Here is a 21177-nt window from a genome sequence, read left to right as displayed (position 1 = left end):
TTAATGTTCCAAATGTTCTAATTTAATTTGTACGACATTTTCGTGATGGATAGCTTTAAACGAATCGGTCGTAAATATTTTAGTAAAGTAACCGGATAATCCGTCAAATCCTTTATTAAAGATGCCATGACTGATGGCAAGGTAAAGATTACCGGCATTTTTCTGTTTTAGTTCTTCCGCAAGACCTAAAAAAGTACCACCTCCGTCGCAAATATCATCTACGATCAGACAATCTTTGCCTTCCAGGTCGGTATCGTATACTTTAAAACCGGATAGTTTGCCCGTTTTGACATCACGGCTTTTGGAGCATTCCACCACTTCAATTCCGCCTAATGCCTCCGAAACTTTATAGATTTTTTTTAATGCCCCGCCATCCGGAGAAATCAGTTTTAGATCGGTGTTAAGATATTCGGTTACTTTTTTGATAAAGGCATGATTGTCCAGTACTTCGCAATTGTTTAAAAGTGCAGGAGTAACTTCTGAATGCGGATCAAATACGGTAATCTTTTGTAATTGTAGATTGTTGATGATATCTGCATATACTTTTACCGAAAGCGATTCCCCTTTAATCATAACCCGATCCTGGCGAGCCGCCGGAAAATACGGAATAAAGGCTTCGATTGTTTTTACGCCCATTCGCTTTAAGGCATCTACAGCAATACAAAACAGTCCAAGGTCGTTAAAAGAATTGATGCGTTGTGTTATGGTGATCATTTGATTGGGATCAAAGTCTGGATTAATTTTTATATGCGGTTCACCACCGGAAAAAACAAACGATTGATACAGTAGTGCGTTTGCTGTTCCGTATGGGGTAAAGTCCGGTGTTAGATTAAGTGTTGTCATATTTGTGTTATTTTTACGCAAAGTTAAAGTAAAATTCTGATCTGAAAAAGAAATATGTGTAAAAAATACGCAAATTAATAATGTATTATTCTTTTTAATGGGTTATTTGCTTTGTAATTAGTGTTTTAGTTGAATTTTATTTCGAAATGAAATCCATTTAATTCCAGCTCACGGTATTTTTTTTCATTGAATTTAAAAAGTTTAGCCGGACGGCCACTTTTTACCGAAATAATTTTATCGGTTTCGTCAATGATACCAAATCCCAGTATTTTTTTTCGAAAATTACGACGATCGATGTTTTTTTCGAGTAGGGTAGTGTATAGATTTTCCAATTCGGAAAAAAGAAATTCGGTTCCCAATAGGTCAAATCCTATAGGCTGATAGGTAAGTTTGTTTTTTAAACGGGCAAAAGCGGTGTCGATAATTTCACGATGATCATAGGCCAGATCCGGAAGTTTATCAATCGGAAACCATTTGGCCTTTTCTGCATCGGTATTGGTAATGGTTGTTAAGGTCAGTTTGGAAGGATCGACCAAAGCAAAATAAGCAACAGAAACCACACGAAATCGTGGGTCACGATCAATTTTGTCGCCAAACGTATAAAGTTGTTCCAGATAGTTTACGGTAATTCCGGTTTCTTCCCTCAGTTCACGGGTTACAGCAGCGGTAAGAGATTCGTTGTTTAAAACAAAGCCTCCTGGTAAACACCATAAGTTTTTGGTATCGCCAAATTTTTGTTTGACCAAAAGAACAAAAAGCTGGTTTTTCTCATAACCAAACACAATGGCATCCACTGCAATTTTTATATTTTGAATAATTGACATTTTGTTCTTTTAGTAATTATGTAAAAATAGGCTATTTATGTGAATCTTAAGTTTTATTCCATTTTAGCACTCAGTTCAAACCAGCGTTCTTCTTTTTCCTCCAATTGCGTGATGATTTGCTGTAATTCGTTGGCTTTTGCGGAAATAGCATCATCGGCTACTTTACCATCGGAAAAGAGTTTTTCAATCTCAGCTTTTTTGAATTCCAGATCTTTGATTTCGCGTTCTACTTTCTGAAATTCTTTTTGTTCGTTAAACGTAAGACCTTGTTTTACCTGGTTTTGTTTCCAGTTGACTTTTTCTTTGGCTTCTTCTTTTTCGGGTTCGGCACTATCTTCGTACGATCGGAAATCAGAATAATTTCCAGGGAAATCTTCGATCACACCCTGACCACGGAATACAAACAAGTGATCCACGATTTTATCCATAAAGTAACGGTCGTGCGAAACCACCAGTAAACAGCCCGGATAATCCAACAGGAAGTTTTCGAGTACGTTTAAGGTTACGATATCCAAATCATTCGTAGGCTCATCCAGAATCAGGAAGTTTGGGTTTTGAATTAAAACGGTACATAAATACAGACGTTTTAGTTCGCCACCACTTAGTTTTTCAACATAATCGTGTTGTTTTTTACGGTCAAACAGGAAACGTTCCAGTAATTGACCGGCCGAAATGGTACGTCCTTTCGTTAGTGGAATGTATTCGCCGTATTCTTTAATGATGTCGATAACTTTTTGTTCCGGTTTCGGATTGATACCGCTTTGGGTGTAATAGCCCACTTTTATCGTTTCGCCAATAACCACTTTCCCGTTGTCCGGTTGGATGGTTTGGGTTAATATATTTAAAAAAGTCGATTTACCGGTTCCGTTTTTTCCGATAATTCCAATTCGTTCTCCGCGGTTAAACGTATAGTCAAAACCGTCGAGGATGACGCGATCGTTGAATTTTTTGTAAACCTTATGGAGTTCGATAATCTTACTTCCCATACGTTCCATATTGATTTCCAGTTCGACCTGGTTTTCCTTACGGCGACTTTGGGCTTTTTCTTTGATCACGTAAAAGTCATCGATCCTCGATTTGGATTTAGTAGTACGGGCTTTTGGCTGGCGACGCATCCAGTCGAGTTCTTTTACAAAAAGATTCTGAGCTTTGTCAATACTGGCATTTTCGGAGGCAATACGTTCCTCTTTTTTAGCCAGATAATACGAATAATTACCTTTGTATTGGTATAGTTTTCCGTTGTCGAGTTCGATGATTTCGTTACAAACGCGTTCCAAAAAGAAACGGTCGTGCGTTACCATAAACAGGGTTATGTTTTCTTTTGCAAAATAATTTTCAAGCCATTCAATCATTTCCAGATCCAAATGGTTGGTTGGCTCATCCAGAATTAATAAATCAGGTTTATTGATCAGAATAATGGCCAAAGCCAGACGTTTTTTCTGTCCTCCGGAAAGGTTTTTGACTTTAAGTTTGAGATCCTCCAGTTTTAGCTTAAACAGAATTTGCTTATACTGGGTTTCAAAATCCCAGGCATTGTGCAACTCCATTTTTTCGAAAGCTTTCTGATAGGCTTCTTCGTCTTCCGGATTTTCAAGTGCCTTTTCGTATTGCTCGATTACCTTTAGTATTTCATTGTCGGAAGCGAAAATGCTTTCTTCGATCGTTAGTTCCTGTTGTAAACTCGGTTCCTGCGATAAGAAAGCCATTTTGATTTCTTTTCGCATTACAATCTGACCGCTGTCGGGCGTGTCTTCACCGGTAATGATTTTTAAGATCGAAGTCTTTCCGGTTCCGTTTTTGGCCACAAAAGCAATTTTCTGGTCTTTGTTGATTCCAAAGGAAAGGTTTTCAAATAAAACACGTTCTCCAAACGACTTGGAAATATTTTCTACTGATAGGTAATTCACAACGTTACTTTTTTGCAAAAGTAAGCTTTATTTATAATTTTCGTTTTGAGAAAATTTTTAGAATGATAAAATAAGAAAAGGGCTACTTTTGGGCTCGTTTTAAAGAAAGAGAATAATGAAGCTAAGACTGATAAAGATTTTTACGATCGTAAGCGGATCGTTACTACTACATTCGTGTAGCTATGGTACCCATATACATGAGACATTTACGCCATTAACAGAGACAATAGAGGCCTGTGCTACACCGCCGGAACAGGTGGATTTGTTTTTCGAGGGTGAAAAAATCGATTTTGATTATGTTAAAATCGGACTTATTCAGGTAGAAGGGGCTATAGATACATCACAGAAAGAATTGATCATTAAATTGAAAAAAGGCGCGCAAAGTAAGTGTGCCGATGCGATTATCGGAATTAAAAAAGTATACCAAACCAGGGAAAAGGGGTTGCTGTTTACCGATGTAAAACCGGAGGCATATTCCTCTGAGGTTTTTTATGGAGTGGCCGTACGCAAACGTTAAAAAATATTCCAAGGTAAACATCTCCTGTCATTTTGAACTTTTACTGTTTATATTTGTAGCATGCAGTTATCGGTTATTATTCTGAATTACAACGTTCGCTATTTTTTGGAACAATGCGTTTTGAGTGTGCAAAAGGCATTGCAAAATATTGACGCTGAGATTATTGTTGTGGATAACGCTTCCGCAGATGATAGTTGTGCGATGATGCGCGAACGTTTTCCGGAGGTGAAGCTTATTGCAAATCAGGAGAATCTGGGATTTCCGAAAGGGAATAATATAGGTGTCGCTCAGGCAAAAGGCGACTATGTTTGTATTCTGAATCCGGATACGGTAGTGGCCGAAGATACGTTTGAAAAGGTGATTGCTTTTGCACAAAAACAAACCGATTCGGGGATTATCGGTTGTAAATTGATCGATGGTACCGGAAATTTTCTGCCGGAATCCAAAAGAGGCGTGCCAACACCCTGGGTGGCTTTTACTAAAATTACAAGTCTGTATAAATTTTTTCCGAAAACAGGATTATTCAATCAATATTATGCACAGGATCTGAATGAAAATCAGACCGGAAAGGTGGCAATTCTTGTAGGGGCTTTTATGGTGCTGAAACGCGAACTTTATCTCGAAGTTGGCGGATTTGATGAAAATTGTTTTATGTATTCCGATGATATCGATTTGTCGTATCTGGTACTGAAAACAGGAAAATCCAACTATTATTTTCACGAAACGACGGTGATCCATTATAAAGGAGAAAGCACCGTAAAAGACGGAACCTATATGAAGCGTTTCCGGGAAGCGATGCAGTTTTTTTATCGGAAACATTTTAAAGTCTCGTTTTTCTTTACGGTATTTATGGAAATCGGAACTTTTGCTTTTGCATTGTTTAAGAAAAAGCAGACCGGTGCTAAAAAACCGATTGAAACGGAAGCCTATTGTTTGTTTTCCAACGATGTGGAAGTAAAAGAAAAATTAGCAAAGCAGTTGCAAAAAAAGCTTTATTGGAATAAAGATATTAATGAAAATGCGTTATTTTCGCAATCGGATTTAAAAGGGGAACAAATTGAAGTCCTGTTGGATAATAATAGTTTTAGTTTCCGTGAAATCATTGCTTTTTTAGAGCGTAATAAAGCGGCGAAGTTTCGCTATAGAATCATCCCGGAAGGTAGTGCGTTCTGGATCGGAAGTGATAGTAGTAACGATCGCGGTGAGGTCGTAAAAATTAAATAATAATTGCGTTTTGTGGAATAATAAATCGAAATAAATACTAATTTTGCAAAGCGAATAAAGAAAAACAACTTTAGTTTAAAGATATGGCAAGGTTTGAATTAAAACTGCCCAAAATGGGAGAAAGTGTTGCTGAGGCAACGATAACCAACTGGTTGAAAAACGTAGGTGAGACTATCGAAGCGGATGAAGCGGTTTTGGAAATCGCTACCGATAAGGTAGATAGTGAAGTACCATCGGAGGTTTCCGGTACATTAACGGAAATCCTTTTTAATGTAGACGATGTGGTAAAAGTTGGTCAGACAATAGCCATTATCGAGACTGAAGGTGGTGCGGTAGCAGCTCCAAAAGCGGAAGCGGCTCCTGCTGTTGTGGCAGAAGTAGCGAAAACCGTGGAAGTAGCGGCTGCAGTTTCGGCTCCTGCTGATTTTTCCGGATCGGATAAATTTTTCTCGCCATTAGTGAAAAATATCGCTAAAGAAGAAGGAGTATCGGTTGCTGAATTGGAAGCAATTAACGGTACCGGAAAAGACGGACGCGTTACGAAAAACGATATCCTGGAATATGTTAAAAATAGAGGTAGTCAGCCAGTAGCGGCTCCTGCAGCGGTAGAAGCGCCTAAAGCAGCGGCTCCGCAACCGGTAGCAACGGCAACAAAAGCAGTTCCGGTTTCTGTAAACGGTGGTGATGAAATCGTAGAAATGGACAGAATGCGTAAACTGATCTCCGGTTATATGGTACAATCCAAACAAACTTCGGCTCACGTACAATCGTTTATCGAAGTGGATGTAACCAATATCGTAAAATGGAGAGATAAAGTTAAAAATGCTTTCGAAAAACGTGAAGGTGAAAAATTAACGTTTACACCAATCTTTATGGAAGCGGTAGCAAAAGCGTTACGTGACTTCCCGGGAATGAACATTTCGGTAGAGGGTGACTATATCATCAAAAAGAAAAATATTAACCTGGGTATGGCAGCAGCCTTACCAAATGGGAACCTTATTGTTCCGGTTATCAAAAATGCCGATCAGTTAAATCTGGTTGGAATGGCGAAGGCGGTAAACGATCTAGGAAACCGTGCAAAAGCAGGTAAATTAAAACCAGACGATACACAAGGCGGAACTTATACAGTAACGAATGTGGGAACTTTTGGAAGTGTTTTCGGAACACCAATTATCAACCAGCCGCAAGTAGGTATCTTAGCATTAGGTGCGATCCGAAAAGTACCGGCGGTTATCGAAACTCCGGCAGGTGATTTTATCGGAATCCGTCAGAAAATGTTCTTGTCACACAGTTATGACCACCGTGTAGTAGATGGTGCCTTAGGTGGAAGCTTCGTAAAACGCGTTGCCGATTACCTGGAAGCATGGGATATCAACAGAGATATTTAATAAAAACGATTATATTAGAAAGCCCCGAAATTTAGTTTCGGGGCTTTTTTTATGGCTCGTAGCGTAGGTTGGCTTTTTCCAGTCGGCGTTTGATTGTTCGTGCCAGCATTTTTGGTGCCAGTACTTTTACGTTTTCTCCGAAACCTAATATTTCCCGTTCCAATTCAAAATTCAGAACAACATCAATACGGATTAATAATCCTTTTTCGTCTTCACTAAGGATTTGCTGTGAAGAATGCAGCGGTTTGGTTTTTACATAAGGTCCATTGTAAGGATCAAATTGTAAAATTACCCGATGCGCCCTGTCTTTCCGGGTTTTGGTTACACCGATAGCGTCTTCAAAATAGCGTTCAAAATCAACGCCTTCATAAGGGATGTATAAATCTTTGGATAAGGTATAAAAAGCCTCGATACGATCCAGTGCCAGTGTAACTAACGTGGTTCCTTTTTTGGGTTTGGTAATTAAAAACCACCGGTTCCGGTATTCTTTTAAAAGATACGGATGGTAAATATCCTGTCGGGATTCTTTAGCTCTAAATGAGCGGTATTCAATTAATAATGGCGTCTGATTTAGAATAGCCTGATATAAAGGTGTTAGATGTTCAATTCCTTTTAGTTGGGTATTGCTCTCAAATTGGATGTAATTCTTTGTTTTGCCGGACGACTTGTATAGGTTGTTCTCCAGGCGGGCAATCATTCCACTCATTTCGTCAAAATAGTTAAACCCGTTAAATTGTTTTAGCAGGGCAACAATTTCTTTCATTTTATCCATATCCGCATCATTAATCGGTGAGTTGGTAATGCTGTATTGCTCGTCTTCATACGAATAAAATTTCCGATCGGTTACTATAATAGGTGCATTGTAGCCCAAACGGTCGCTACGCATCATCTGAATATCCCCCTGAATGGTTCTTTTGCTAATACCGGTACTGATTCCTTCATATTCGTATAGGGCATCGGCTACTTTTTCGATCAGATCGTCTAAAGTCCATTTCCGAAATCGGTTGCGTAAACAATTATCGATGGTTTTATAGCGGATTAAAGCGAGTTTATTTGTTGCCATTTTTAATTAGAAATTAAGGATAAGATCAAATAATGACCGGATTAGCTTACGATTGTAAAGCAAAGATACTATTTGTTACGCAATCTATTTGCGTAGTGTTTTATTTTTGATGTTAAATGTTACTTTTTTTAGTGTTTAATTGTTTTAAAATAAGCTGTTTGTAAAATAATTTGTAAAAATATTTTTACTGCGTATTTATGCTGCGTACTAAGGTGGTCATCTTTGCAATGTCAGGATAACACAACAGTCCGGCAGTTAAAACGAAGTGTAACAACAAAAAGTAAAACGATGAAATTCAACTTATTAAAAAGAGAAAGTAAAAGGATCATCAATCATGAAAGAGCAACGGCATACGTAATGTCGCCTGAAGAAGAATTGTATACCGCAGTTGTTACAACCGGATTAAGTGATTCTTTTTACGAAAAACAGGATGATCGATTGCAGCGAATTCAGAAATTAATGACTGTATGCGATCCGGAATTTGTTGCGAAACTGGCGGCGTATGCCCGAAATGAAATGAACTTGCGTTCCGTTCCGATGGTATTGATAGTGGAATTAGCGAAAATAACATCCGGAAATGCAACGGTAAGTAAAGCGGTTACCAATGTAGTGAAAAGAGCAGATGAGATTACCGAATTGCTAGCCTATTATCAGTTAGCTAACGAACGAAAAGAAACTAAAAAATTAAACCGACTTTCAAAACAGATTCAAAAAGGTTTGGCGGTATCGTTCAATACGTTCGACGAATATCAGTTTGCCAAATACAACCGGAAAGCGGAAGTGACCTTAAAAGATGCTTTGTTTTTGGTACATCCGAAAGCAAAAGATGCGAACCAGCAGGAGTTATTTAATAAAATAGTAAACAATACGTTGGCAATACCATACACATGGGAAACGGAGCTTTCGGTTTTGGGGATGGTAAAATTTGAAAATACAACTGTCCGTAATATGGCTTTTCGCTTAAAATGGGAAGAGTTGATAGAAAGTCGTAAAGTCGGTTATATGGCTTTGATGCGAAACCTTCGGAATATACTTGAAGCTAATGTATCGGCACAACATATCGCTATGGTTTCAGATTATCTGACGAATGAAAAAGCGGTTGTCGGTTCCAAACAATTACCATTTCGGTTTTTGGCGGCCTATCGGGAAGTGAAACAAATCAATTCGCCGTTTACGTCCAGTATTTTGAAGGCTTTGGAAAAAGCGGTTGCGATAAGTGCGCAAAATATTCGCGGGTTTGGTTACGATACATCTGTAGTGATTGCTTGCGATGTTTCGGGGTCGATGCAAAAACCGGTTTCCGCAAGAAGTAAGATATTACTGTATGATATCGGTTTGATGTTGGGAATGTTGTTGCAATCCCGTTGTAAAAATGTAATCAGCGGAATGTTTGGCGATACCTGGAAAGTGATCAATATGTCAAGAAGCGCGGTACTGGCCAATGTAGAAGAATATTACAGGAGAGAAGGCGAAGTAGGATATGCTACTAACGGACATTTGGTGTTGGAAGATCTGATTCGTAAAAACCAGCAGGTGGATAAAGTGATGTTGTTTACCGATGCCCAGATGTGGAACAGTACCATGACTTTTAACTCGTTTGCCGGTTCCTGGAAAAAGTACAAACGAATTGCGCCACAGGCAAAATTGTATTTGTTCGATTTGGCAGGATACGGTCAGCAACCGATAGATATACGAGAAAATGATGTGTATTTGTTGGCCGGTTGGTCCGATAAGATATTTGATCTTTTAGATGCTTTGGAAAACAAAGAAACAGCCCTGGATAAAATCAATGCGATTGGGTTGTAGGTAGTACTCCCGTGGTTAAGAACATCGCGGGAGTTATAAAAAGAAATAAAAAACAAGTGTCGTAAAAAAGAGTTACTTCGTATTTAAAGTATTTGGGACGCGGGTTCAAGTCCCGCCATCGGTAAGATGTAGCTCAGTTGGTAGAGCAAAATAAATACTCTTTTTGATAGGTTACCTTGTTTAAAAATAAAAACAGAATGTCGTAGAAAAAAGTTACTTCGTCACCATTTGGGGGAGGAATAGCGAAGTTGTAAAAACAGCAAGGTTATCCGGTTCGACTCCGGCAACGATGTGCCCCTGTACTTTTTTCGAATGTTGCTTCTGTTTCGTAAGTTGTCGTAAACAAATGTTACTTCGTTGGTAGATTAAATTGGGTTCGAGTCCCGAAAGTCATTTGTTGCTTGTTACGCTTGCTAAAAGAGTGCCGTACTAAAGTGTTACTTCGTACAATTAAAAGGACCGATCACTTTACAAATGTTGCCTCTTTACAATTAAAACATAAATACCGGTGTCGTAAAAAGGAGTTACTTCGATTAGGGCTCGGGTAGTGTTGGTTCGATTCCGACGCTGTACCGTTAGTACAGTTAGTGTAAGGTCGCACGCCATGTACTCTTTTTGCTTGTTGCCCGGTTTATAAAAAAGCTTAAAAATGAAAACAATAATAGCAGAAAAATTAAAAGAAATAGAAAAGGCAAACGGTATAAAAATAGTATTTGCCTGTGAATCCGGAAGCCGTGCCTGGGGATTTCCTTCTCCGGATAGTGATTATGATGTACGGTTTGTATACATACGAAATAGTAGTGCGTATTTATCGGTAAAAGAAGTAGATGGACATCTGAGTTTTCCGATAACGGATGAATTGGATGTGTATGGATGGGATTTGAAGAAAGTATTGCAGCTCATGAATAAATCCAATACAACAATATTTGAATGGCTGCAATCGCCGGAAGTCTATTATGAAGAAAAAGGATTCCGCGAAGCACTATGGCAATTGTCGCAATGTTTTTTTAGCGAAAGAAGTAATACGTTTCATTATCTTGGAATCGCAAAAAGCGCGCTGTTGACTATGGAAGAGGGTAATGAAATAAAAATCAAAAAGCTGTTTTACATCCTTCGCCCTTTATTGGCCGCCAAATGGTGTGTCGAAAAACAAACCATAGCGCCCATGACAATCGGAGAATTGCTAACCGTACTACCGGATGAGGCTAAAGTGAAAACAATAATATTGCAGTTGATCAAGCAAAAAGAAACCGCAAAAGAATCCGATTGGGTTGTAGTAACCGGGGAACTCAGTGATTTTATAAAAACAACTTTTGAAAAAACAACAGAAGCCGTAAAATCGGTTGGAAAAGAGGTATTTGAAACCGAAAGTCTGGATGTCTTTTTTCAAACCATGCTAAAACGTTATGACAATACAGGAAATAAAAGAAAAAGGGCTGTTGCTGTTTGAGTGTGTCAGCGGTAGTAAAGCCTACGGTTTGGATACGCCGGAATCGGATACAGATCTTAAAGGAGTGTTTTATCTTCCTAAAGAACAGTTCTTCGGATTGGAGTATGTAGCGCAGGTTCAAAATGAAACCAACGATGAGGTTTATTATGAACTGGGTAGGTTTATGGAATTGCTTTTAAAAAGTAACCCGAACATGCTCGAATTACTGGCAACACCCGAAGATTGTGTGTTGCTTAAGCATCCGATAATGGAACGACTCACAATGGAAATGTTTCTGTCCAAACAAACAAAGGATACTTTTGCCGGTTATGCGGTTACGCAGATCCGGAAGGCTAAAGGACTTAAAAAGAAAATTGTTAATCCTTTTCCCAAGGAGAAAAAAGAAGTATTGGATTTTTGTTTTGTTTTACAAAATTACGATGTGGTTCCGTTTCGAGATTGGATTAAAGCACAACGATATGATGAGGAACGCTGCGGATTGATAAAATTACCGCATTCAAAAGGATTATATGCTTTGTTTTACGATCAAATGGGAACGAAGGGGTATAAAGGAGTGCAGAAAAACAGTCATTCCAACGAAGTGAGTTTGTCGTCGGTGGAAGAAGGCGAAAAGGTACACGTATATCTGTGTTTTAATGCAGAAAGCTACTCGTCCTATTGTAAAGATTATAATGCGTATTGGGAATGGGTTGAAAAACGCAATCAGGAGCGTTATGCGGTGAATGAAAAACATCAGGGCGGATACGATTCCAAAAATATGATGCACACGATACGCTTACTGCAGGTAGCTGAAGAACTCATGGAAACCGGAAAACTCAATATCAGACGTCAAAACCGGGAAGATTTGCTGGCAATTAAAGCTGGGAATAAAAGTTATGAAGAACTGCTGCTGCTGGCGGAAAATATATTGGAGCGTATTGAATTTGGGGCTAAAGAGAGTGATTTAAAAGATTTTCCCGATATCGAAAAAGCAGAAAAGCTTTTGATAGAAATGCGGGAAGAATTATACAGTAGATACTAATGGAAACAAAAATTACAGGAACCGATTTGATTTCGGTTGGATATAACGAAAATGCAGTCTTGGGATTGGCATTAAAAATTGCAGCGAAACAGAATGTTGGTCAGGATAAGATCGCGATGTTGGAGTTGTTGAAAAATATAAAAGAGAAACCGGAACACTATTTGGACGATGCAATATGGGAAGCATTGGCAACAAAGTTAATCGAAGAAGCCAATACGCCTGTTGATCAAACGATCCCGTTGTTGGAAACCGGAAAAGAATACCGGGTATTTGGAGCCGAACATATTGATGAGGGTGCTCAGGATCAGATGCGGGTGGCAATGCAGTTACCGGTTACGGTTGCAGGAGCTTTAATGCCGGATGCACATCAGGGGTATGGATTGCCGATTGGAGGCGTTCTGGCAACTAAAAATGCGATTATCCCGTATGGTGTCGGAGTCGATATCGGCTGTCGTATGGCTTTGTCAATCTATGATATTCCGGAAATGCATTTCTATGAAAATCAGGCGAAATACAAAAGAGAGCTGATTGCCAATACAAAATTCGGAGCCGGACACGGGTATCACGGACAACATAAAACACAACACGATATTCTTGACCGAGACGAGTTTAACCTGACGCCGTTTATTAAAAAGTTACAGGATAAAGCCTGGTCGCAATTGGGAACATCCGGTGGCGGAAATCACTTTGTGGAATTCGGAATCATTGAATTTGAACAGCGCGATGAGGTGTTAAATATTGATAAAGGACGTTATGTCGCGTTATTGACGCATTCCGGATCAAGAGGGATGGGAGCTACGATAGCCGGGTATTACACCCAACTGGCTAAAAAAATATGTAAGTTGCCACATGAAGCGGCCAACTTAGCGTATCTGAATATGGATTCACAGGAAGGAATGGAATATTGGTTGGCGATGAATCTCGCTGGCGATTATGCATCTGCCTGTCATCAGGTGATTCATGAAAAAATGCAGAAAGCTATTGGCGGGACATTGCTGGCACGGGTTGAAAACCATCATAATTTTGCATGGAAGGAAATTTGGAACGGCGAAGAGGTTATCGTGCATCGAAAAGGAGCTACACCAGCCGGAAAAGGGGTGATGGGAATCATTCCGGGTTCGATGACGGCTCCCGGTTTTTTGGTGCGGAGAAAAGGAGAATCGGAAGCGATTCATTCGGCTTCGCATGGCGCCGGAAGACAGATGAGCCGTAAACAGGCGGTGAAAAGTATTACCAAAGCCGATATGCGGGACGTGTTAAAAGAACACGGCGTGACGCTTGTTGGTGCCGGAAGAGATGAAGCGCCAATGGCCTATAAAGATATTACCGTGGTTATGGAAGCACAAAAAGAACTGATTGATGTTGTAGCGAAATTTACACCAAAATTGGTCCGAATGGCCGATGACGGAAGTCATGAAGATTAAAGTAAAAGCCCTGAAATTTAGTTTCGGGGCTTTTTATTGTTTTTTGCCCGGATTTTGGTACTTGAAAACTATTCGGATAGCAAAAAAGAGAAGTGTAAAATAGAATCGGTTTTTATAGGAATTGGGTGAAAAAAAACGATAATGAAATGGTTTTAAAATTATATTTGTGTCAGATATTTCAGTAGTTTTACTGACCTAATTTTATTATTTATGAAGAAAATTTATTTGCTTTTTTTATTGAGTATTACTACTGTCTTTTCTCAGAATGCTAAAAAGAACGAATTGTTGTTACCGTACCGGGATGGCAATCTTTGGGGACTTTGCGATACGTTAGGTAAGGTGAAAGTAAAACCTTTTACAACCGGTATGGTGGATTTTATGACAACGCCACCAAACTTTAAAGGGAAATATGTTATTAAGAAAAACGGAAAAATTTCAATTATTGATCAGCATAAGAGAACGTTGTTGGCAGAAATGAATTTGGATTCGGTCAAAATGTATCCTTTTTCAAAAGATATTTATGTGTATAAGAATAATAAAATCGGAGTTATCCGGAATTTCAAAATGCTTATTCCGGTTCAATATGATGAAATATCGCTTACTTCCAATCAAAGTTATGTGGTGGAAAAAGGAGGTAAACAAGGGTTGATCAATTCAAAAGGAAAACAGCTTATTCCCGTCGCATATACTACTATACATGAGTCCTGGGGAGAAAATGAAAATAGCAAGAAGTTTCACTGGGTTGCAGAAAATGAAAATAACGATGGGGAGGAAAATGAAGTTGGTTTTACCGACAGTGTCGTTTTGGTTGATGAAACACCGGAATGGTACGGCCCGCCTGTTATCGGTATGAAAATACAGGTAACAGAGGAAGAGGAAAACAGAAGTAAAAGTATAGGGGAAAAATACGGTGAGGTAGTTTCTTTTTCGATCAATAGGAATTCGGCCACTATCGATATGTATATTGTGAAAATGAACGACGGGTATGGTGTGTATAGTGTGGATCAGGATAAGATCATTTTGAAAAGTGACGAAAGTATCGAAGTTTGTGGGATGAATAATGGGTATACTACGTTCCTGATGAAAAAGAATAGTCAAATGGGATTAATTGACGAAACCGGTAAGGTGTTACTGGATTATGAATATGATACTATTGAAAAGGAGTGGATGGGAATTTGTATGCTTAAAAAGGACAATAAAAAAGGAATGTTTGTTTTAAATTCCATTTATAAACCGGTTAAACCAAAATATAAGGAAATAAAAATATTAGAAGCCATTCCGGTGAGTGAGAGTTGGCAGTTTGGTTTGTTTGAGGTGACTACCGAAGCCGGTAAAAAAGGATTGCTGGGTGAAAATGGAGTGGAGTATTTCAAAAATTAACCAAAAAGCTGACGACGAAGAAGGCACTTTTAGAACGATATTACCTCAAGTAAAAGTCCTGAAATTTATTTTTCGGGGCTTTTTTATTGTTTTAAAATCATATTTTACGTAAGATATTTCAGTAATTTCGCCGACCTAATATAATATTGATGAAAACGATTTATTTACTTTTTTTATTAAGTATTACGACTGTATTTTCCCAAAACACCAAAAAAAACGAATTGTTGTTGCCGTATCGGGATGGTAATCTTTGGGGACTTTGTGATACTTTGGGAACGGTGAAAGTAAAACCCTTTACAACTGGTATGGTCGATTTTGTAGCAACACCACCAAACTTTAATGGGAAATATGTGATTAAGAAAAATGGCAAAATTTCTATTATTGATCAATATAAGAAAGAGCGGTTTACAGAGATGGATTTGGATTCGGTAAAAATGTCCCTGTTTTCAAATGATATTTTTGCGTATAAGAATAATAAGATGGGTGTCATCAAGGATTTTAAAGTTTTTATTCCTGTTGAATATGATGAGGTGTCGTCTGTTTCCAATGAAAGTTATCAGGTGAGAAAAGGGAATAAAAAAGGATTGATCAACTCGAAAGGAAAATGCATTATACCCATTGAATATAGTGCTATAGATTGGTCTTGGGAACAAAATAAAGATGAAAATCAGGACAAATTTTACTGGATAGCCAAAGATGAAAAAAGTTATTGGGAGGGAAAAGGAGTCGATTTTGCCGATGACAGGGTTGTTGTGAAGGAACTACCAGAATGGTATAACGCACCTGTTATTCGTTCGATTCATACGACCGAAAGTGAGCGAGAGGCAAAGCAAAATAATTATAATAGAATAAAAAGAGAATATGGTGAAATAGTTTCGATTTCCGATAATCTAGTCATCGTAAAAATGAACGAGGGGTATGGAATATATGCCATGGATAAAGATAAAATTATTTTTAAAAGTGATAATAAAATTGAATTTTTCCGATCGAATCATGGATATGCTACGTTTTCGACGAAAAAGAATGGTCAAATGGGATTACTAGACGAAACGGGCAAAGTACTGTTGGAGTATGAATATGATGCTATTAAAGAGCGATGGGATGGAATTTGTATTCTTGAAAAGGATACTAAAAAAGGACTATTTGTTTTAAATTCTATTTACAAACCCGTTAAGCCAAAATATAAGGAGATCAAAATCTTAAATGCTGTTCCGGTAAATAATCATTGGCAGTTTGGCTTGTTTGAAGTGACAACCCAAGCCGGTAAAAAAGGATTGCTGGGTGAAAATGGAGTGGAATATTTCAAAAATTAAAGAAAAAATAAGGCGATACAATTTATATCAAAACGGCGAACTTGCATAGGCTCGAAGCGTAAAATAAAAGACCGGCAAAATTTATTTTGAGCCGGTCTTTTTTGTTATAATACTTTTGGTGTCTTTCCAAAACCGTTATATTTGTAGCTATTCAAATCAATAAAATGGAACTTAAATTAAACAGACCTATTTGCTTTTTTGACCTTGAAACGACTGGAATTGATGTGGCAAAAGACCGAATAGTGGAAATATCGATATTTAAAGTATATCCGAACGGAAATAAAGAAAGTAAAACCTGGCTGGTAAATCCGGAAATGCCTATTCCGCCGCATTCGACTGCGATTCACGGGATTTCGGATGAAAAAGTAGCCAATGAGCCTACGTTTAAACAGTTGTCGACACAGATTCACAATATGATCAAAGATTCTGACCTGGCCGGTTTTAATTCCGATCGTTTTGATATTCCATTGCTGGCAGAAGAATTGCTTCGTGCCGAAGTGGATTTTGATATGAAAAACAGAGTGTCAGTCGACGTACAAACGATTTTTCATAAAATGGAAGAACGGACGTTAAGCGCGGCCTATAAATTCTATTGTGGTCAGACATTGGACAATGCACATAGTGCAGAAGCTGATACGATGGCAACATACGAGATCTTAAAAGCCCAGTTGGATCGTTATCCGGAATTGGAAAACGATATGAAAACGCTTTCGGAATTTACAACCCGTAAAAAATCAGTGGATTTCGCCGGTTTTATCGCATTAAATGCAGAAGGACAGGAAATCTTTACTTTTGGAAAACACAAAGGGGTGTTGGTAGATGAGGTATTCGATAAAGAACCGGGCTATTTTGGCTGGATTCAAAATGCCGATTTCCCGTTGTATACCAAAAAAGTACTGACCGGGATTAAGTTGAGAAAACTCAATAATAAATTAAGTTAAACCTACGCAGCGCTACTTATGAAGATTATCTGTATTGGCAGAAATTATACCGAGCATATCGCAGAATTGCAAAATGAACGCCCGGACGAACCGGTGATTTTCCTAAAACCGGATACCGCCATTTTACCAAAACAATTCCCGTTTGTAATCCCTGAGTTTTCAAATGACGTACATCACGAAGTGGAAATTCTTGTAAAAATCAATAAAGTCGGAAAGTATATCGAACCCAAATTTGCACATAAATATTATGAGGAAATCGGATTGGGAATTGACTTTACGGCACGAGATGTACAATCCCGATTAAAAGAAAAGGGACTGCCATGGGAAAAAGCAAAAGCATTCGACGGCTCGGCAGTGATCGGTGAATTTTTACCAAAAACTGAATTTAATTCACCGGAAAATATTACATTTGAATTAACCAGCAACGGTCAGACGGTGCAAAAGGGAAACACAAGTCATATGCTATGGAAAATCGATGAGTTGATTGCTTATGTATCCCAATATTTTACACTTAAAAAAGGTGACATTATTTTTACAGGTACGCCGGCCGGTGTAGCGAAGGTGAATCCGAATGACGTGCTGGAAGGATTTATAGAAGGAAAACAATTGTTTAGAATACAGGTAAAATAATGGCAATACATTATAACTTATCTAAAGTTTACGAGATTTCGGATAATGATGCCGAGTTTGCGCAACAGATTATCCAGCTATTTGTGTCGGAAATTCCAAATGAAATCCGACTCATAAAAGAAGGAATCGAGGAAAAAGACTTTGACAAAACCTACAGTGCTTCCCATAAGATAAAGCCAACGCTGGATCTGATGGGAATGGATTTGGCTTATGACGAAAACCTCCATATCATGGAGTGGACCAAGTCACAAGGAAAAAAGAAAGAGATAAAAGAAGTATTCAAAAGTTTAAAAGAACACGTTGATAATACTTTAAAAGAAATTAAAAAAGACTATAATCTATAGGCATCGTCCGGAAAAAGGCAAACCAGAGCGAAATGGTTTGCCTTTGTTCTTTTACAGCAAAAAAAATGAAAGCCAGCATTATTACCATCGGAGACGAAATCCTTATCGGTCAGATTGTGGATACCAATTCGTCCTTTATTGCCAAGACACTCGAAAAAATCGGAATTAAAGTACACGAAATGCAATCCGTTTCGGACGACCGACAACATATTCTGGATACGCTTTCGGAACAGGAAAGTAAAGTCGATGTGGTGATCATTACCGGCGGTTTGGGACCAACCAAAGATGATATTACCAAAAAGACACTTTGCGACTATTTCGCCGACGAATTGGTGGTCAATGAAACCGTATTGGCTCATGTGGTGGAAATAATCGAAAAAGCATTTAACCGACCGGCTTCACAGATCAATAAAGATCAGGCGTTGGTACCGTCCAAAAGTACCGTACTTTTTAATAAAGTAGGAACCGCGCCGGGAATGTGGATGGAACGTAACGGAACCGTGTTTGTATCACTACCGGGAGTTCCGTATGAAATGAAATACCTGATGGAAAACGAAGTGATCCCAAGGTTGATCGCCCGTTTTGACAGACCGTATATCGTTCATAAAACAATTCTTACCTATGGTGTTGGGGAAAGTCTTCTGGCGGAGCGAATCGAAAACTGGGAAAATGCACTTCCGGAATTTATCAAACTGGCCTATCTTCCAAGTCCGGGACGGGTTCGCCTACGACTTTCGGCTATGGGGATCGATGAGTTTGTATTGCATCGGGAAATTAAAATTCAGGTAGAAAAACTGGAATTTATTATCAAAAACGATATTGTCGGTTACGACGACGAGGAAACACTGGAGGTTGTATTAGGGCAACTGCTCACGGAAAAAGGACTAACTATCGGGACAGCCGAGAGTTGTACCGGTGGAAGTGTAGCGGCAACGATTACATCGGTTCCGGGTTCGTCGGCCTATTTTAAAGGTAGTATTGTAAGCTATGCAACCGAAACTAAAATAAACCTGTTGGGAATTCCACCGGAGATTATCGAAAAGCACTCGGTTGTAAGTACCGAAGTGGCCGAAGAAATGGCGTCACGCGTGCAAAAAATACTCGGTGTGGATTATGCTATTGCAACTACAGGAAATGCCGGTCCGGCCAAAGGAGATTCCGATGCCGATGTCGGTACGGTTTTTATCGCGATTGCTACTCCTAAAGGGATTTATAGTGAAGAATTTAACTTTGGTCAACCGCGGGAAAAGGTTATAGACAGGGCGGTAAACAAAGCTCTGGAAAAAATTTATAAAGAAATTTTAAAAAACTAATCAAAATAGTTTGTGAAATAGGTTTCTTTTTTGTTACTTTTCACCCTGATTTTGAATAACGAATATAAAGATAAGTATAATGTCAAGAGTTTGTGAACTTACAGGTAAGAGAGCGATGGTAGGAAACAATGTTTCTCACGCTATGAATAAAACCAAAAGAAAATTTAGCGTTAACTTAGTTAAGAAACGTTTCTACATTCCTGAAGAAGACAGATGGGTTACTTTACGAGTATCTACTGCTGCTTTAAAAACAATTAATAAAAATGGTATTGCTGCGGTTTTGAAACAAGCCAAAGCTAACGGATTTGTAAAATAATCCCACCTAAATAATATAGATCAAGATGGCAAAGAAAGGTAATAGAATTCAGGTAATTTTAGAATGTACCGAACATAAGACTTCTGGTGTTCCAGGAACTTCAAGATACATTACTACTAAAAACAAAAAAAATACTCCAGACAGATTAGAGATTAAAAAGTTCAATCCAATTTTGAAGCGAGTAACTGTTCATAAAGAAATTAAATAATCGTAAGTCATGGCAAAGAAAACCGTAGCAACTTTACAAACAGCTTCAAAAAGATTAACTAAGGCTATCAAGATGGTAAAATCACCTAAAACTGGTGCTTATACTTTCGTTGAGTCTGTAATGTCTCCTGAAGAAGTGGATGAATTCTTAAAAAAGAAATAATTCCCGTATACAATTTATAGAAAAGCTACTTTCGTATGGAAGTAGCTTTTTTATTTTTATATTTGTCGTAAGAATTGTAAGAAGGATCGTTTTTTCGGAACGATCGGATTTGCGTTTCTAAATCGTAATTTAATTGTAAAATAGCCGAATGAATTTTTTTAAAAAAATATTTTCATCAGAGAAAAAAGAAACCCTGGATAAAGGATTGGAAAAAACGAAAACTTCGTTCTTTTCCAAACTGACCAAAGCCGTAGCCGGAAAATCAAAAGTGGATGATGAGGTTTTGGACAACCTGGAAGAAATCCTGGTTTCGTCTGATGTGGGTGTGAATACGACGCTAAAGATCATCGAACGAATCGAAGCCCGCGTATCGCGCGACAAATACCTTGGGACGGACGAATTAAACGGAATTCTGCGCGAAGAAATCGCCGGACTGTTATCGGAAACCAATTCCGGTGAAGCCAGTGAATTCGAAATCCCGGCCAACAAAAAACCGTATGTAATTATGGTGGTGGGGGTGAATGGTGTTGGTAAAACAACAACCATCGGTAAACTGGCCTATCAGTTTAAAAAAGCCGGACATAAAGTGGTATTAGGTGCAGCGGATACGTTCCGTGCAGCAGCCATCGACCAGCTTCAAATCTGGGCCGACCGTGTAGGGGTGCCAATCGTTAGACAACAAATGGGAAGTGATCCGGCATCGGTAGCTTTTGATACATTACAGTCGGCGGTTTCACAAGGTGCCGATGTAGTAATCATCGATACGGCGGGTCGTTTGCATAATAAAGTCGGTTTAATGAATGAGCTGACAAAAGTAAAACGCGTCATGCAGAAAGTACAGGAAGATGCGCCACACGACGTATTATTAGTGTTGGATGGTTCGACCGGGCAAAATGCATTCGAGCAAGCCAAACAATTTACAGCAGCTACGGAAGTTTCCTGTTTGGCGGTGACCAAACTTGACGGTACGGCTAAAGGTGGTGTGGTGATTGGAATTTCCGATCAGTTCCAGATTCCGGTAAAATATATCGGAGTAGGAGAAGGCATCGAAGATCTTCAGGTCTTCAATAAATTTGAATTTGTAGATTCATTTTTCAAATAAA

The 21177-nt window shown here is 38.7% G+C and carries 21 protein-coding genes; 17 read left to right on the top strand and 4 right to left on the bottom strand.

Translation table 11 applies throughout. The features are described 5' to 3' along the window. From prs to Q1R07_RS00755, 3 genes are all read right to left on the bottom strand, one after another. Positions 1 to 843 (bottom strand): ribose-phosphate diphosphokinase, encoded by an 843-nt coding sequence (gene prs / locus Q1R07_RS00765; RefSeq protein WP_300484979.1) that lies wholly within the window; start codon positions 841 to 843, stop codon positions 1 to 3. A 125-nt stretch (positions 844 to 968) separates the two neighbouring features. Continuing rightward, entirely contained in the window at positions 969 to 1667 is a 699-nt protein-coding gene (locus Q1R07_RS00760) for an NUDIX domain-containing protein (RefSeq protein ID WP_300484977.1), read from the bottom strand. A 53-nt stretch (positions 1668 to 1720) separates the two neighbouring features. Next, on the bottom strand, positions 1721 to 3574 hold the full coding sequence (locus Q1R07_RS00755) for an ABC-F family ATP-binding cassette domain-containing protein (protein ID WP_300484975.1): 1854 nt from the start codon (positions 3572 to 3574) through the stop codon (positions 1721 to 1723). Between the two features lie 115 nt (positions 3575 to 3689). On the opposite strand from Q1R07_RS00755, the gene Q1R07_RS00750 reads away from it, so the two are divergent. From Q1R07_RS00750 to Q1R07_RS00740, 3 genes are all read left to right on the top strand, one after another. Beyond that, complete coding sequence (locus tag Q1R07_RS00750) at positions 3690 to 4091, top strand: hypothetical protein (RefSeq protein WP_300484973.1); 402 nt, start codon at positions 3690 to 3692, stop codon at positions 4089 to 4091. A 60-nt stretch (positions 4092 to 4151) separates the two neighbouring features. Beyond that, positions 4152 to 5315 (top strand): glycosyltransferase family 2 protein, encoded by a 1164-nt coding sequence (locus Q1R07_RS00745; RefSeq protein ID WP_300484972.1) that lies wholly within the window; start codon positions 4152 to 4154, stop codon positions 5313 to 5315. Between the two features lie 83 nt (positions 5316 to 5398). Then, complete coding sequence (locus tag Q1R07_RS00740) at positions 5399 to 6703, top strand: dihydrolipoamide acetyltransferase family protein (RefSeq protein WP_300484970.1); 1305 nt, start codon at positions 5399 to 5401, stop codon at positions 6701 to 6703. Between the two features lie 49 nt (positions 6704 to 6752). Here Q1R07_RS00740 and Q1R07_RS00735 read toward each other — a convergent pair whose 3' ends face one another. Further along, complete coding sequence (locus Q1R07_RS00735) at positions 6753 to 7766, bottom strand: WYL domain-containing protein (RefSeq protein WP_300484968.1); 1014 nt, start codon at positions 7764 to 7766, stop codon at positions 6753 to 6755. A gap of 288 nt (positions 7767 to 8054) precedes the next feature. Here Q1R07_RS00735 and Q1R07_RS00730 point away from each other — a divergent pair, with 288 nt between their 5' ends. From Q1R07_RS00730 to ftsY, 14 genes are all read left to right on the top strand, one after another. Continuing rightward, entirely contained in the window at positions 8055 to 9572 is a 1518-nt protein-coding gene (locus Q1R07_RS00730; RefSeq protein ID WP_300484966.1) for a TROVE domain-containing protein, read from the top strand. Positions 9573 to 10221: 649 nt separating this feature from the next. Continuing rightward, positions 10222 to 11022, top strand: a complete 801-nt coding sequence (locus Q1R07_RS00725) for a nucleotidyltransferase domain-containing protein (RefSeq protein ID WP_300484963.1) — start codon at positions 10222 to 10224, stop codon at positions 11020 to 11022. Further along, positions 10979 to 12043: a nucleotidyltransferase domain-containing protein gene (locus Q1R07_RS00720; RefSeq protein WP_300484961.1), complete on the top strand. Its 1065-nt coding sequence runs from the start codon at positions 10979 to 10981 to the stop codon at positions 12041 to 12043. Before Q1R07_RS00725 ends, Q1R07_RS00720 begins: the two co-directional genes overlap by 44 nt. Beyond that, positions 12043 to 13467, top strand: coding sequence for an RtcB family protein (locus Q1R07_RS00715; protein ID WP_300484959.1), 1425 nt, complete (start codon positions 12043 to 12045; stop codon positions 13465 to 13467). The genes Q1R07_RS00720 and Q1R07_RS00715 overlap by 1 nt, the downstream gene beginning before the upstream one ends. Before the next feature lie 210 nt (positions 13468 to 13677). Continuing rightward, positions 13678 to 14847 (top strand): WG repeat-containing protein, encoded by a 1170-nt coding sequence (locus tag Q1R07_RS00710; RefSeq protein WP_300484958.1) that lies wholly within the window; start codon positions 13678 to 13680, stop codon positions 14845 to 14847. 149 nt (positions 14848 to 14996) lie between these two features. After that, complete coding sequence (locus tag Q1R07_RS00705; RefSeq protein ID WP_300484957.1) at positions 14997 to 16160, top strand: WG repeat-containing protein; 1164 nt, start codon at positions 14997 to 14999, stop codon at positions 16158 to 16160. Between the two features lie 164 nt (positions 16161 to 16324). Continuing rightward, on the top strand, positions 16325 to 17101 hold the full coding sequence (locus Q1R07_RS00700; protein WP_136403298.1) for a 3'-5' exonuclease: 777 nt from the start codon (positions 16325 to 16327) through the stop codon (positions 17099 to 17101). Positions 17102 to 17119: 18 nt separating this feature from the next. After that, positions 17120 to 17731: a fumarylacetoacetate hydrolase family protein gene (locus Q1R07_RS00695; protein ID WP_300484954.1), complete on the top strand. Its 612-nt coding sequence runs from the start codon at positions 17120 to 17122 to the stop codon at positions 17729 to 17731. Then, entirely contained in the window at positions 17731 to 18075 is a 345-nt protein-coding gene (locus tag Q1R07_RS00690) for a histidine kinase (protein WP_300484952.1), read from the top strand. The genes Q1R07_RS00695 and Q1R07_RS00690 overlap by 1 nt, the downstream gene beginning before the upstream one ends. A 65-nt stretch (positions 18076 to 18140) precedes the next feature. Beyond that, positions 18141 to 19388, top strand: coding sequence for a competence/damage-inducible protein A (locus Q1R07_RS00685; protein WP_300484950.1), 1248 nt, complete (start codon positions 18141 to 18143; stop codon positions 19386 to 19388). Between the two features lie 79 nt (positions 19389 to 19467). After that, positions 19468 to 19704, top strand: a complete 237-nt coding sequence (rpmB, locus tag Q1R07_RS00680; RefSeq protein ID WP_136403294.1) for a 50S ribosomal protein L28 — start codon at positions 19468 to 19470, stop codon at positions 19702 to 19704. A 25-nt stretch (positions 19705 to 19729) separates the two neighbouring features. Further along, positions 19730 to 19912, top strand: a complete 183-nt coding sequence (gene rpmG, locus Q1R07_RS00675; protein ID WP_008253902.1) for a 50S ribosomal protein L33 — start codon at positions 19730 to 19732, stop codon at positions 19910 to 19912. Between the two features lie 9 nt (positions 19913 to 19921). Continuing rightward, the gene (locus Q1R07_RS00670) at positions 19922 to 20074 is read left to right on the top strand and encodes a DUF4295 domain-containing protein (protein ID WP_091308981.1); all 153 of its coding nucleotides are present in this window, start codon (positions 19922 to 19924) and stop codon (positions 20072 to 20074) included. Positions 20075 to 20222: 148 nt separating this feature from the next. Further along, the gene (gene ftsY / locus Q1R07_RS00665) at positions 20223 to 21176 is read left to right on the top strand and encodes a signal recognition particle-docking protein FtsY (RefSeq protein WP_300484946.1); all 954 of its coding nucleotides are present in this window, start codon (positions 20223 to 20225) and stop codon (positions 21174 to 21176) included. Position 21177 lies beyond the last annotated feature (1 nt).

It is taken from the genome of Flavobacterium sp., assembly GCF_030146175.1.
Lineage (GTDB): Bacteria > Bacteroidota > Bacteroidia > Flavobacteriales > Flavobacteriaceae > Flavobacterium.
This window is presented reverse-complemented; position numbering and strand designations above follow the sequence as displayed.

What these genes read in the sequence shown, in the direction of transcription:
- prs (WP_300484979.1), bottom strand. Translation starts at nt 843, where the DNA reads ATGACAACACTTAATCTAACACCGGACTTTACCCCATACGGAACAGCA.
- Q1R07_RS00760 (WP_300484977.1), bottom strand. Translation starts at nt 1,667, where the DNA reads ATGTCAATTATTCAAAATATAAAAATTGCAGTGGATGCCATTGTGTTT.
- Q1R07_RS00750 (WP_300484973.1), top strand. Translation starts at nt 3,690, where the DNA reads ATGAAGCTAAGACTGATAAAGATTTTTACGATCGTAAGCGGATCGTTA.
- Q1R07_RS00745 (WP_300484972.1), top strand. Translation starts at nt 4,152, where the DNA reads ATGCAGTTATCGGTTATTATTCTGAATTACAACGTTCGCTATTTTTTG.
- Q1R07_RS00740 (WP_300484970.1), top strand. Translation starts at nt 5,399, where the DNA reads ATGGCAAGGTTTGAATTAAAACTGCCCAAAATGGGAGAAAGTGTTGCT.
- Q1R07_RS00735 (WP_300484968.1), bottom strand. Translation starts at nt 7,766, where the DNA reads ATGGCAACAAATAAACTCGCTTTAATCCGCTATAAAACCATCGATAAT.
- Q1R07_RS00730 (WP_300484966.1), top strand. Translation starts at nt 8,055, where the DNA reads ATGAAATTCAACTTATTAAAAAGAGAAAGTAAAAGGATCATCAATCAT.
- Q1R07_RS00725 (WP_300484963.1), top strand. Translation starts at nt 10,222, where the DNA reads ATGAAAACAATAATAGCAGAAAAATTAAAAGAAATAGAAAAGGCAAAC.
- Q1R07_RS00720 (WP_300484961.1), top strand. Translation starts at nt 10,979, where the DNA reads ATGACAATACAGGAAATAAAAGAAAAAGGGCTGTTGCTGTTTGAGTGT.
- Q1R07_RS00715 (WP_300484959.1), top strand. Translation starts at nt 12,043, where the DNA reads ATGGAAACAAAAATTACAGGAACCGATTTGATTTCGGTTGGATATAAC.
- Q1R07_RS00710 (WP_300484958.1), top strand. Translation starts at nt 13,678, where the DNA reads ATGAAGAAAATTTATTTGCTTTTTTTATTGAGTATTACTACTGTCTTT.
- Q1R07_RS00705 (WP_300484957.1), top strand. Translation starts at nt 14,997, where the DNA reads ATGAAAACGATTTATTTACTTTTTTTATTAAGTATTACGACTGTATTT.
- Q1R07_RS00700 (WP_136403298.1), top strand. Translation starts at nt 16,325, where the DNA reads ATGGAACTTAAATTAAACAGACCTATTTGCTTTTTTGACCTTGAAACG.
- Q1R07_RS00695 (WP_300484954.1), top strand. Translation starts at nt 17,120, where the DNA reads ATGAAGATTATCTGTATTGGCAGAAATTATACCGAGCATATCGCAGAA.
- Q1R07_RS00690 (WP_300484952.1), top strand. Translation starts at nt 17,731, where the DNA reads ATGGCAATACATTATAACTTATCTAAAGTTTACGAGATTTCGGATAAT.
- Q1R07_RS00685 (WP_300484950.1), top strand. Translation starts at nt 18,141, where the DNA reads ATGAAAGCCAGCATTATTACCATCGGAGACGAAATCCTTATCGGTCAG.
- rpmB (WP_136403294.1), top strand. Translation starts at nt 19,468, where the DNA reads ATGTCAAGAGTTTGTGAACTTACAGGTAAGAGAGCGATGGTAGGAAAC.
- rpmG (WP_008253902.1), top strand. Translation starts at nt 19,730, where the DNA reads ATGGCAAAGAAAGGTAATAGAATTCAGGTAATTTTAGAATGTACCGAA.
- Q1R07_RS00670 (WP_091308981.1), top strand. Translation starts at nt 19,922, where the DNA reads ATGGCAAAGAAAACCGTAGCAACTTTACAAACAGCTTCAAAAAGATTA.
- ftsY (WP_300484946.1), top strand. Translation starts at nt 20,223, where the DNA reads ATGAATTTTTTTAAAAAAATATTTTCATCAGAGAAAAAAGAAACCCTG.